The following is a 13,236-nucleotide window of genomic DNA, read 5'->3' as shown; positions in this document are numbered from 1 at the left end:
TGCTAACAAAACAAATACATCTATGATGGTGTCAACACCAAAACAATTTTAGTTTACCTAAAGTGTGAAAGAATAATTATTGTTATCTCGATTGAATAGTTAGCAAGCTAAATAAATATATCATAGAAATGAGTGACTGATAAGGGCTGGAAACAAACCGATATTCGATCATACTGTAAATTTTAACAAGGGAGATGTTTAACAATGAATAAAAAAATTCGGACAGGTATCATAGGAGCTTCAATTAATAACGGATGGGCGAGTGGCACACATATTCCAGCTATTGAGCACCTGGATGAGTTCGAGCTTACCGCAGTGGGAACAAGTAATATGCCAAGTGCAAAGAAAAGCGCAGAAGCTTTCTATGCAGATCACGGCTTTGATAATATGGAGGAGTTGGCTCAGCATCCTGATGTGGATATGGTCGTTGTCAGTATTAATGTCAAGGAACATTATAACGCCGTTAAAGCCGTCGTGCCTGCTGGCAAACCAATCTATTGTGAATGGCCACTGGGGTCGAATACAGAGGAAGCGCTTGAAATGCAGGAATGGATAGCATCCGCACAACTGCCAAATGCGATTGGATTACAGGCTAGACAAGCCCCGGCCGTTCAATATGTAAAAGATTTATTGGCAGAAGGTTATGTGGGTAAAGTGTTATCTGCCAACCTGAAGATCTCCATTGATGGCATGGGTGGCGTTAGTGACAAGTCGAGTGCGTACTTGTATGACCGGAAAGTTGGAGGGAACCTGCTGACCATTGTAGGGGGCCATAATCTGGATGCATTTACCTACATGCTTGGGGACTTTACAGAATTGTCTGCCACCACAGCTCAACAGTTTCCAGAAGTAGAATTGGTAGATATTCAGAAAGTCATCAAGAAAACAACGGATGATCAGATCATGATTACAGGAAAATTGACCAATGGGGCAGCAGCCAGTGTTCATATTCAAGGTGGAGTCAAACATCAGACAGGACTCACACTTGAAATTTTCGGAGACAACGGCACGATTGTGCTGAGCGCCCCTGCATCCATTCAATTCGGATCACATCAATTACGCGGTGCAGGATCTACGGACAACGAGCTTCGTGAACTAACCATTCCCGCTGCCTATTACTCGGCTCCACATTCTCTATATAACGACTCCGGATTTGTTCTGAACATGGCGCAGGCTTATCGTAAGTTTGCCAGCGATATTCAAGAAGGCACTACCTTAGCACCTACTTTCGCGGATGCGGTGAAACTTCATCAGTTACTGGATGCCGTCGAGAAATCAGCTCAGACAGGTGAACGTCAATATCTATAACCCTCACTAAACGGAATAAAATTGATCCATAAATATATTTAGCAAGCTAAATTTTTTCACACTATAGAAAGGTCACACATATCTGTGCCTGTCCAGAACGAAGGAGAAAATCGTTATGAAAAAAAGAAGTGAAATGCAACTGGCTTTACAGATGGTGTCGGGTTATGGAGCCGAATTTAGCGCATGGAGAATGCCTGGCACGGATCCTGCAGCTTACACCAATATGGATAGTTATGTAGAACGGGCTAAATTAGCTGAACAAGGAAAATTTCAAATGATTTTCATCGCTGACACTCCAGGATTATCCAACAATTTAGGTCCACAGACGCCTATGTCCCCTATGGACCCCATGTTGGCACTGATGGCAGTAGCAAGAGAGACACAACACATCGGGCTTGTTGCTACCCTCTCTACAACATTTAATTATCCTTACAACATTGCACGCCAGTTCAAAGCACTGGATGTTATCAGTCATGGACGTGTGGGATGGAATGCGGTTACCACATCCGACCCCCTAGCGGCGGCTAATTTCGGTGCCCGGGTTGAAAATCGCCAAGAACGCTATGACAAGGCACATGAAAGCATACAAATTGTTCAGGCCTTGTGGGGGAGTTGGGAAGCAGACGCTTGGACGTTAGATGTAGAAGGAGGGGAATTTGCTAATATGGACAAAATCCAGCCTATAAACCTTCAGGGTCAATATTATGCATCTCGTGGTCCTTTGCCCATTCCGCCCTCTGAGCAAGGGCAGCCAGTTATTTTCCAGGCAGGAGGAGGAGGTGAAGGATTAGAATTAGCTGGGAAATATGCTTCGGGAGTGTATGCCAATCCTTATGATATTACGTCTGCCCGCGAACAAAGACAAGCCATAAGGCAAAGTGCTGCACGTTTCGGTCGAAACCCCGATGATATCAAAATGTTTGCAGGTTTTATGTTTTCTCTGGCTTCAACGGAGGAAGAAGCTCTGGATCGTCGGAAACAGCTTATGAGCTTCAATCCTCAGGAAATCCCCAGCAGGGTAAGTTACCTCGGCTCCATGGTTGGTTTACCCTTATCGGTAAACTCCGTAGATATAGATCAACCTTTAGCGGCAGACTTATTGAAAAATGCATATGCCAACCCCATGGACCCACGTTCTCCGAGAGCCTTAAAGTTATTAAAAGAAGGACTCTCTGTAAGGGATGTTCTCGCTCACGGGGTCATTAACTATCATCCGGTCGTTGCAGGCACCCCGACACAGGTTGCTGACTTCTTGGAAGAATGGTTGTTGGCTGAAGCATGTGACGGATTCTCAGTCGTGCCCGATGTATCTTTTGATGGCGTTGCAGATTTTGTGAATCAGGTAGTACCTATCTTGCAGGAACGCGGTTTGTTCCATAAGGAATATGAAGGAAAAACACTACGCGAGAATATGGGCGTTCCTTACGAATACGGATTGCAGGAACATGGAATCAACGAATAAAGGAGAGCTTTTTAATGAATAACACACTCGAATTGCTTCATAACCATACATCGTTTCGTTCTTACACATCTCAACCCCTAACTGAGGAACAAACAGATGCAATATTTCAGGCAGCAAATCAAACTTCATCGTTCAGTCTTCTGCAGGCGGTATCCATTATTCGCATCACAGATCCAGTTCTTCGAAAAAAAGTCAGACATCTCTGTGTCGATCAACCCTATATTGAAGAAGCGGCAGAATTCTGGGTCTTCTGTGCAGATTTCAACCGAAATCATGAAATCGCTCCGGATGTGGATATTGAATATATTGAATTTCTGTTGATTGGTTCATTCGATGCGGGCCTGATGGCACAAAATGCGTTAACCGCGGCTGAATCGATGGGACTTGGCGGAGTGTTCATTGGTGGGGTCAGAGCCAATATTAGCGAACTATCCGACGTATTGAATTTACCTAAATATGTTATCCCTCTGGTGGGATTATGTATCGGGAATCCAGCTGGAGATAAGCCGGAATTGAAACCTCGGCTCCCTCAATCCATGGTATTGCTTGATAATCAATACCAACCAATGGATCAAGAGAAATTAGCAATCTATGATGAGACCATGCTGAAGTATTATGAAAATCGTCCGACGAGAGCTCCTTTCACCGTAAAAAAAGTAAAAGGATGGAGTGACCATATCCAGGATCACCTTGAGAGAAGTATTCAGCCGCAAATGATGGCCTACTTGAACAAGCAAGGTTTTGCCAAAAAATAAGCTTTACAATAAATCCAATCTTTGTTGTGGAACTTGGTTAGGAAAGGCCCTTATAACGATACTAAGGCGAATTGACACCTATATAACCACATGATACATTTAGTCTGCTAAATATAATTCGGATGTTAGGGAGGGATCGTTCATGACAGATACAGTAGATTGTGATATTCGACAGTCTTTAGACCGAATTTCCTCCCAAATGCGACGAAATTATAGTGAATCTCTTCGGGAACTTAATCTCTATGTAGGACAAGATAATTTGTTGTATCGGCTGTGGTTGGGTGATGGGGTAACACAGATGCAACTAAGTGAACATATGAAATGCGAACCACCAACGGTTACAAACATGGTAAAATCACTGGAACAGAACGGATTTATATATCGCAAACGTGATGTACAGGATGCAAGGATCATGCGTATCTTTCTAACCGATAAGGGCAAAGAATTAGAAAAACCGGTTGAGTATAAATGGAGAGAGCAGCAAGAGAAACTACTTCAATCCATTTCTTCGGAAGATCGGCTGATATTGAGACAATTCATGCAACAAATGGAGCGAAATATTTTATAACTTATGCCAAGCTTCACGTAAGCTAAATGAAATGAACGAAGCAGAGCCGCTATTATAGCGGCTTTTTTTATTGCCAATAGATATGCTTGCTTACCCAGAACAAGAATTTGTTCTGTCAGTTTCGGAATTTACGATTACACCTCTAATGCTGGGATAAGATTGTGATAATTCAAGTTAATTTTGTTCATTTAGATGCTTAAGAGATTACAGTACACTGAAATAACATACAAACGGAACACACTAGACATGAAAAATGTGAGGAATTATAATTCGTTGGAGGTTTTAACGTGAAGACCAAAAATATCTGGTTTAATCAACCTGCTGGAACATGGGAAGAGGCATTGCCTATCGGAAATGGAGCTCTTGGAGGCATGATTTTTGGGAAAACACAGATCGAGAGAATCCAGCTTAATGAAGATAGTCTGTGGTATGGAGGTCCGATGCAGCGGAATAATCCTCAAGCACTTGAATCTTTATCTCAGATCAGAAGCCTGATTTTTGACGGTAAGATTAGGGAAGCAGAAGAACTCGCAGCAGATACTCTGGTGGGTGTTCCTGATGGGCAAAGACATTATGAGCCATTAGGGGACTTCTATATCGCTATGGATCACAGTGAACATGAACCAAATGAATATCAAAGACATCTCGATCTGGAACATGGCAAGGTAAACGTGAATTATACCGCAGATCAATCCATTTACAGCCGTGATTATTTTGCTAGCTACCCGGATCAAGTGCTCGTTGTTCATCTCAAATCTAGCGTGCCTGGAAAGTTATCTTTCTCCACTGTTTTTGGCAGGGGAACCGTTCTGAAATCAACATCCTATTCAGATATTCTTAAGCATCCTGTTGGTTTCCAATCCTATCTGGACCGGATTGAGAGGCGTGGAACGAATAACTTGATCATCCGGGGAAGAAGTGGGGGAGAAGAAGGAATCCGATTTTGTTGTGCGATTCGCCTAATATCTGAAGGAGGGCAGGTTCATTATTCAAGCGGTCAGCTTTCTCTGAAGGATGGTAATTCAGCGACTATTCTAATCACGGCTTGCACGGATTTCCGAGTACCCAAGGAACAACTCGAAGTGGAGTGCCTCCGCAGAATTGAGGCCGCTTCAACAAAACCATATAGCGAACTGCTCGCCAATCATGTCTCGGACTATCAATCCTTATTCGAAAAGATGGATTTACATCTCGAAGATGAAAATAAAGATGTGATATGTTCCGAACTTCCAATCGATCAGCGCCTTGAACGGCTTAGAGCTGGTAAGCATGATCCGGAACTGATGAGTCTATACTTTCAATTTGGTCGCTATCTGCTTATCTCAAGCAGCCGTCCAGGTTCTTTACCGGCAAACCTTCAAGGGATTTGGAATAAAGACATGCTTCCTGTATGGGATAGCAAATATACGATTAATATTAATACACAGATGAACTACTGGCCTGCAGAAAGCTGCAATCTGTCTGAATGTCACGTTCCATTGTTTGATTTTATAGATCGACTGCAAGTCCGGGGAAAGGAAACCGCTAGAACCATGTACGGATGCAATGGGTTCGTTGCTCATCACAACTCGGATATCTGGGCAGACGCTGCTCCGCAGGATGTATGCATGACATCGACGTTTTGGACTATGGGAGCAGCATGGCTTTCATTACATCTGTGGGACCACTACGAATACAATAAGGACGTTCAGTTTCTCAAAAAAGTTTACGCCACGATGAAAGATGCGGCTATATTTATTCTGGATTATCTAATAGAGGATCCTATCGGCAACTGGGTGATATGTCCTTCGTCTTCACCGGAAAATCGTTATATATTAGATAATGGAGAGTCAGGGGCTTTATGTTTTGGTGCTTCAATGGATAATCAGATCATTAGAGAACTCTTCACGCGTTGCATTGAAAGTACCCGGATCTTGCAAGAAGATCAGGAATTCGGAGAAGTACTCCGTAGTGCTTTAATCAAAATACCGGAGACCTCCATTGGCAAACATGGCCAGATCCAAGAGTGGAGTAACGATTATGATGAATTGGAACCGGGCCACAGACATATTTCCCATTTATTTGCTTTGCATCCTGGAACACAAATTACGTTGCAATCCACACCTGATCTGGCCAAGGCAGCTCGTGTAACACTAGACAGAAGACTGGAACACGGTGGTGGACACACAGGATGGAGCAGGGCGTGGATTCTCAACATGTGGGCACGATTAGAGGAGTCGGAACTTGCACACGATAACATCGTGGAACTTCTACGTTCCTCCACGTTACCCAATCTGTTCTGCGACCATCCTCCATTTCAAATTGATGGGAACTTTGGAGGAACTGCCGGGATAGCAGAGATGCTTCTCCAGAGTCATAACGAAGTAATCAGATTGTTACCTGCTTTGCCTGCAGCCTGGCCAAAAGGGTATATTTATGGTATTCGGGCTCGTGGCGGATTCGAATTAGATCTGGAATGGGAAAATGGACGTCTGTTGAATACCAGAATTCGCTCTATTGCAGAATCAAGAGTAACCGTATCCTATCAGGACCAAAAGATAGAATTAACCTTTCCTTGCCCAAATGCTATGGTTGAATTGAAAGGATACGACTGGAATAATTAATAAGAAGTTACCGATTACCTGAGCGAATACCGGCTGATAAAATTGCCGGGCGAATTCGCTCTTTTTTTTGCTCAATGAAATGTTTAAAGAAGACTTCCATATTTAACAAATTTGCCAGGTGAAGTGCCGACCTGCTTGGTGAAGCTGCGAATAAAATTGGCATAATCTCCAAAACCGGATTGATAACAGGCCTCTGTAATACTTAAACCTTCGATCAAATAAGATTTCGACAGCTCTATACGGCGACTAAGAATGTATGCTCGAATCGTGAGTCCTGTATGCTTTTTGAATTGTCGACTAATATAGCTGCTATTCGTGAACATAGCCTCTGACAATTGTTCGAGCGTCAGTTGCCTCGTCAGGTTACATTCAATGTAATCCATCGTGTTTCGAACTAGTTCAGGCATAATATCCGTTGCAACAAAATCCGTATTTTGAAAAGTTAGATTCGTTAGAAGGAGTAACTGTGTAATCAAAATATTCCCTAGAATATCCGCTCCATAGTCACTTGATGAAAGACACTGTTCAAGCTCGCCAGCTAATTGCAGCACTCGTTGAAGTTCGTCCTCTTCAAGATGTACGATATTACCCTTACCCTTGGGACGGTAGTCGAAACATGCGGATAAGTTGGTGCTTGAAGTAGACAAGCGGTTCAGATATGACTTTTTCAGATTTATGGTGATTCTCTCATATTCGTTTTTGTCCAAGGCAAAGGAACGGTGCATCTCCTCCGGGTTAAGAACGAGCAGATCTCCACGTTGCAAATGGTAACAACGGTTCTCAATATAGAAGTTTACATTGCCACGAAGAAATAAGTAGAGTTCGTATGCATTATGTCGATGATAAAACGTTCCCATATTATACGTGGTGGTGCGATGAAGGTACAACAGCTCATTCTGGATTGGATCAAACAGGTATTCTGAAGTCTCATTCATATCAGATATATGACCTCCTTGTCGTTTCGCGCAATAAATATAGCCGTTTGTGCAATGAAATTGCAGACGTGAACCTATAAAATGTAACCATCCTAGCATGATGGATACATAATTGCAAGCGTTTCCACTCAGGTGTGTACAACGCGATTGGAGGAAAAGATGGATCTGATTTTCACGGCACGAAGTAGAGGGCAGGATAACGTAGAGTACACGGCACTGGACAAGCATGCTCTCAAAGCTGACGTAAAAGTAATAAGCGGAAACGGCAGTGCAGAAGCTCCATGGCAAGCCGACATTCAGATTTACAACGAGGGACAGAATGCCTGGGCAGGGGTTATTCATGTGGAAATGCCGTTGGACAAACAGAATCCGAGGTTTTTTTTACCTGCATTTATGTATGGCCGCAACCGGGGCGAAGCACCTCAGAATGTTCCAAATGAGTTCCCCAGGCTAAGGGAGGGCAGTCCTTCTCGTCCTTCATCACCCTGGTGGATGGTAAGAAGTGATCGTCTGTCTCATCCAGCTGCACTTATCTATGATGAAGGTCGGATTGTTGGTCTAAGCGCAAGTCCCTACTGGATCAATACAGGAAACCAGAAGCAGCAATGGTATCCAGGGATGGAAGGAACGTTCCTGCAATATGGTGGATTCACATGTTCTATTGAAAAGGGTACGGTCGGATATACGCTGGGATATGAGAATGCTCCGTTGTTATTTATCAAATCCAGACTTGTCCATGAGCGAGCTGCCCTTGGAGAAAACTGTTTTGAACTTGCGGCAGGTGAATCGGTTGGGCTCACACTTGAACTATATAACTACGAGTCTGAATCAGAACTGGGTATCAATCCTGCACTGGAAACAATCTATAGGAGGTATCACGAAAAACCAAGAGAAGGAAGTGACATTCAGACAACGGTAACGGATTTGTCCAATGCCATCTATGAATATGCCTGGCTTCCGGAGGATCGTCATTACTCCACATTTGTATATGAAGATGCTGCTGAAACTGGTGGCTACCGATACAACAAAATTATCTCAATCAGTTGGACAAATGGTATGACCATAGCTGCACCAATGCTTATGGCCGCACTGCGCCTGAATAATGAGCCCATGCGACAGCAGGCGTTATCCTGTATTACCAATATTATCGAGAATGCCATGAATCCCGAATCCGGACTTCCATACGATGCCTATCAGGATGGGATATGGAGTGTTAAAGGCTGGTGGTTCGACGGCATGCGTACCCCAGGACATTCCTCTTATCTTGTAGCTCAAGCGATGTTCTACATTCTGAAAAGCTACGATTATGAGAAGCGTATTCGAAATGTGAGACACAATGATTGGCTGGGTTACGTCAAGCAAGTGCTTGATCGTCTGGAGTGCACAAAGAATACGGATGGAGAATATCCCACCATTTTGTCAGAGCGGACAGGAGCAGGTCTTGAATATGATGCCTTTAGTGGGGTCTGGTGTCTTGCTGCCAAGGCATATTACTGTTGGTTAACCCATGATGAATCTTCTCTGGAAGAGCTCAGACGAAGTGAAGCCCACTATTACAACACCTATGTTCAACACATGGAATGTTACGGCGCTCCACTGGATGCGGACAAGGCTGTTGATTCGGAAGGTATTCTGGCTTACATCAAAGCTGTTCGGTTTCTACACGCGTTGACTGGTGACGAGCTGTATCTAGATCACATGAGAGATGCGATCAGTTATGAATTCAGCTTCAAATTTTGTTACAACTCACCTGTTAAGATTCCGCCGCTCAGTACATTAGGCTGGTCCAGTTCCGGGGGAAGTGTCACTTCAGTAGCTAATCCCCATATTCATCCCATGTCCAGCAATCTAGTGGATGAGTTGTTGTATTACGTTGGACACCGGGAAGAGAATTATGTGCGTCAACGTATGATGGATACCATCGGGTGGGGGTGTCAGACCTATAATCGCTATGATCAAGAATTCGGCTATGGCAAAAAAGGGTGGATGTCTGAACGCTTCTGTCATTCGGAAGGACTGGTCACTGAAAAATATGCGGATGGTACGCCAGCCAGCACCTGGTTTTGCCTGATGCCATGGGCCAGTGGCTCGATCATCGAAGGCCTCGTTGGCGACTATTGGGATTATGCACGCCATGAATGAATTTATGTTGCAATAACTACAACAGTCACCATGTTAGATTCCGCCGATAGAGAGAACATGCTACCGGCGGTTTATTTTTGTTGGAGGAAAGGGGACAAACGGATGTTAACAGTACTACTGGTAGATGACGAGATGTATGTACGAAAAGGGCTGTATGAACTCATAAGCTGGATTGAACTGGATATGGAGATCATCGGAGAGGCCGAGAATGGTGTAGAAGCACTGAATCTGATTGAACGCCTGCAACCAGACGTGATTATAACAGATATCCGTATGCCAATCCTGGATGGACTGGAACTTATACGTGCCGTAGAGAAAATGCCACATCTGGAACCTGTGTTCATTATCATTAGTGGTTATCATGACTTCAAATATGCACAGCAGGCAATCCGGTACGGTGTTCATGACTATATCCTGAAGCCTATTGATGATGAAGAACTGACAGCGACGTTGCAGAAGTCAGCTAAACTCATTTGCAATAAAAGAAAACATATCCTCTTGGGTGAGGGACAAGCCAGTAACATCATGCTGGAGGATATGATCAAAGGCCATGTACAGAAGGAGGATGAACATCGATATGCCGAGATGCTCGGGATCAATCGTAGCTCCAGTCTGCTTATGACGTTGATTGAACTTCAGACAGGATTAGACGAAATTAAAATCACCATCGAACAGCTACGTGAAGCAGTACATGCTCTGGAAAGTAATATATGCAAAATGTTCATCAGTGAGCAACAACGCGGCATGTTTGCTTTATTACTGTTGTGGCCTCAACACGATCAAGGAGGCTCGGCGTTACAGGATAAGCTGCATAGTATTCATATAACACTGAGCAAAAAGCTCAATCTGGACATCGGCCTTTACGTAGGAACGCTCGTCAAAGAAATTGGCGATGTCCCGAAATCCCTTATGGCGGCTGAAGAAGCAGCCAAGCATAAGTATGCTGAAACTGGAGGTATCGTACGTTATACGGAGATCAAGGACAAACCGCTGTTTGTTTTCAATGTATATCAAGACGAGGTGGATCAATTAATTTTGAGCCTGGAAGAGGGGAATAGGTCAGCTTATCACGAGATTGTAGAAGAGAAATTCAAATTGTTTCATATGAATCGATTTTCTCCTCAGGCTGTATCGGGTTCTCTTTTGCGTTATATAACGGGTATTCTTGCTGTAGTCCACGAAATGGGTGGTAATGATGAAGGGTTGCAGCAGCTGAAGGAGTTGGCACAACAAAGTCATGAAGGTTGGAATTTACGACTATTGAAGAATGCTTTTCTCATCGCGCTGGAGGAAGCCGAGGAATATGTCTCTCATTTGCGGATGGAGCAATCCAAAGGGGATATCAGCAAGATCAAACGATATATTGATGCCAATTATACCGAGAACATCAATCTCAAAAGCATTGCTGCGCTCTTCTACATGAATCCCGTTTATCTTGGGCGGTTATTCCGCAAAAGCTACAATCAATACTTCAATGACTATCTGCTGAACCTGCGGATTCATGAGGCGAAGAAGTTATTGCGCCAGACGGATCTGAGAATGTACGAGGTCGCTGCACGCGTAGGATTTCAGAATGCGGATTATTTTGTAACCCAGTTTGAGAAATTGGTTAAGTTATCGCCTACAGAGTATCGCAATCTCCTTATGGCAAATGAGGAGCGAGGTGCACAATGCCAAGATGGAACCTGAATTACATGAAGCTTCGAGATAAGTTACTGCTCATGTATGTCTTATCTGTGTTTATTCCCATCGTTGTTACCAATGTGGTGTTCTACAATGTCACATCCGCCAATATTCGCAGTCAGAAAACTCGTGATGCCGGCATGGCCTTGAACAATCTGAAGAACGACCTGCGGGTAACCATTGATCAGGGCGTCGGCCTCTCTTATTCGTTATATACTGACCCTGTATTCAATGACACCATCTCCCGTTCATTTCAAAGTCATTTTGAGTACATTGACGCTTATAATTCCTATCTAAAAGGGCAATTCTCCGGTCAATTGAATCAGGGAATTCGCTGGTATCAAGTGTATACCGATAATTCTACCATTTTATCTTCCGGTTATATTGATCGTTTAACTGACGTGGTCCGAAGCTCTAACTGGTACGTTCAATTTCAGGCATACACCGCCCCTTATCCAGCACTGATCTCATCGGATCAGATGTTAAGTCTGGTTCAACGGCTCGACAATCTGGACACAGGGGGGAGAGAGCAGTTACTTAAAATTGACCTGAATATGGATATGATCAAGCAGTATTTTCACAACAGCGGATTTGATGGAAAAGTGTATCTTCTTGATCCGGGGGGACACATCCAATTTTCAAATGATCCTACAGCAGAAGCTCAGATAGGGAAACGTTACAGCGAGATCCAGTTTCCGAACAAAATGATTCCCTTTGAACTTACGTATACAGGCATTAACTATCTGGAAGGGTGGTCCCTACATGGAGTAATGGATGAAGAAATTGTGTTGAAGGAGGTGCGAAAGTCCCGTTCCTTCGTCGTATGGCTGGCTTGTATTAATTTTGTCCTGCCTTCTATTATCATCGCGGCTATGTCCAGATCCATCCATGTCAGGCTGGTGCGTATTCTGAAACATATGAAAAAAGTAAAAACACAAAATTTCCAGACGATTCCGCCTGAAGATGCAAGAGATGAAATAGGTCAACTCACGATGGAATTTAATCGAATGACCGAGACGATCCATAACCTGATTCATGAGGTATATCTCGCTGACATCCAAAAGAAAGACCTGGAGTTAAAGCAGCAGCAAGCACAACTTCATGCACTTCATAGTCAGATCAACCCTCATTTTTTGTTTAATACCCTTGAGTCGGTGCGTATGAGGAGCCTCATCAAAGGCGAGAAAGAGACTGCCAAAATCGTGCATAACATGGCCAAGATGTTTCGCAAGTCGATTAGTTGGAATCAGAATGATGTGACAGTGAAGGAAGAATTGGAACTCATCGAGAGTTTTTTGCAAATTCAGAAATACCGCTTTGGCGAAAAACTCCAATATACCATTGAGGCAGATCCTGCGGTACTGATGTACCGAATCCCCAAGATGGTTATCCTCCCCTTTGTTGAGAATGCAAGTATTCATGGAATTGAGTCATCTCCGGGTGTAGGCATCATTCAACTCTTCGTTTCAATGGAAAATGACCAGCTCCATATCAGACTAACGGATAACGGTATAGGGATGTCACAAGCAAAATTGGAAGAGTTGTTAAGTTACCTGGATCAGAACACCGATATGGGAGAGCACGTTGGCATGAAAAATGCATATAGTCGTTTAAAACTTTGTTATAAGAATCACTTTTCATTCGACATCCAGACATGGGAAGGAGAAGGTACGCGTATCCAAATTAAGCTTCCACTTGATCCATCAGCCATGCCAGATGACTAATTACGAGGGATATACTTTTCAAAGTAGGAGGTACACTTTCATGGGTAACTTTGAAA

9 protein-coding genes are annotated in these 13,236 nt (G+C 43.5%); 8 read left to right on the top strand and 1 reads right to left on the bottom strand.

What is annotated here, in order from left to right:
* Positions 1 to 204: 204 nt before the first annotated feature.
* The 5 genes from NSQ38_RS20890 to NSQ38_RS20870 all read left to right on the top strand — a co-directional run bounded on the left by NSQ38_RS20890 (position 205) and on the right by NSQ38_RS20870 (position 6,696).
* On the top strand, positions 205 to 1,308 hold the full coding sequence (locus NSQ38_RS20890; protein ID WP_339783904.1) for a Gfo/Idh/MocA family oxidoreductase: 1,104 nt from the start codon (positions 205 to 207) through the stop codon (positions 1,306 to 1,308).
* 115 nt (positions 1,309 to 1,423) lie between these two features.
* The gene (locus tag NSQ38_RS20885) at positions 1,424 to 2,770 is read left to right on the top strand and encodes an NtaA/DmoA family FMN-dependent monooxygenase (RefSeq protein ID WP_339783903.1); all 1,347 of its coding nucleotides are present in this window, start codon (positions 1,424 to 1,426) and stop codon (positions 2,768 to 2,770) included.
* Positions 2,771 to 2,784: 14 nt separating this feature from the next.
* Positions 2,785 to 3,525: an oxygen-insensitive NADPH nitroreductase gene (nfsA, locus tag NSQ38_RS20880; RefSeq protein WP_339783902.1), complete on the top strand. Its 741-nt coding sequence runs from the start codon at positions 2,785 to 2,787 to the stop codon at positions 3,523 to 3,525.
* 142 nt (positions 3,526 to 3,667) lie between these two features.
* On the top strand, positions 3,668 to 4,093 hold the full coding sequence (locus NSQ38_RS20875; protein ID WP_338594762.1) for a MarR family transcriptional regulator: 426 nt from the start codon (positions 3,668 to 3,670) through the stop codon (positions 4,091 to 4,093).
* A gap of 287 nt (positions 4,094 to 4,380) precedes the next feature.
* Positions 4,381 to 6,696, top strand: coding sequence for a glycoside hydrolase family 95 protein (locus tag NSQ38_RS20870; protein WP_339783901.1), 2,316 nt, complete (start codon positions 4,381 to 4,383; stop codon positions 6,694 to 6,696).
* A gap of 83 nt (positions 6,697 to 6,779) precedes the next feature.
* Here the strand turns inward: NSQ38_RS20870 and NSQ38_RS20865 are convergent, their stop codons facing one another.
* Positions 6,780 to 7,631, bottom strand: a complete 852-nt coding sequence (locus NSQ38_RS20865) for an AraC family transcriptional regulator (RefSeq protein WP_339783900.1) — start codon at positions 7,629 to 7,631, stop codon at positions 6,780 to 6,782.
* 159 nt (positions 7,632 to 7,790) lie between these two features.
* Here NSQ38_RS20865 and NSQ38_RS20860 point away from each other — a divergent pair, with 159 nt between their 5' ends.
* The 3 genes from NSQ38_RS20860 to NSQ38_RS20850 all read left to right on the top strand — a co-directional run bounded on the left by NSQ38_RS20860 (position 7,791) and on the right by NSQ38_RS20850 (position 13,180).
* A complete protein-coding gene (locus NSQ38_RS20860) occupies positions 7,791 to 9,773 on the top strand; it encodes a hypothetical protein (RefSeq protein ID WP_339783899.1) in 1,983 nt (660 codons plus the stop codon).
* Between the two features lie 102 nt (positions 9,774 to 9,875).
* Complete coding sequence (locus tag NSQ38_RS20855) at positions 9,876 to 11,462, top strand: response regulator (protein ID WP_339783898.1); 1,587 nt, start codon at positions 9,876 to 9,878, stop codon at positions 11,460 to 11,462.
* Complete coding sequence (locus tag NSQ38_RS20850; protein WP_339783897.1) at positions 11,444 to 13,180, top strand: sensor histidine kinase; 1,737 nt, start codon at positions 11,444 to 11,446, stop codon at positions 13,178 to 13,180. Before NSQ38_RS20855 ends, NSQ38_RS20850 begins: the two co-directional genes overlap by 19 nt.
* The last annotated feature ends 56 nt before the right edge of the window (positions 13,181 to 13,236 follow it).

Source organism: Paenibacillus sp. FSL R7-0313 (assembly GCF_037969885.1).
Taxonomy (GTDB): Bacteria; Bacillota; Bacilli; order Paenibacillales; family Paenibacillaceae; genus Paenibacillus.
Note: the sequence above shows the minus strand (reverse complement) of the source record. Positions and strands in the feature narration are given on the sequence as shown.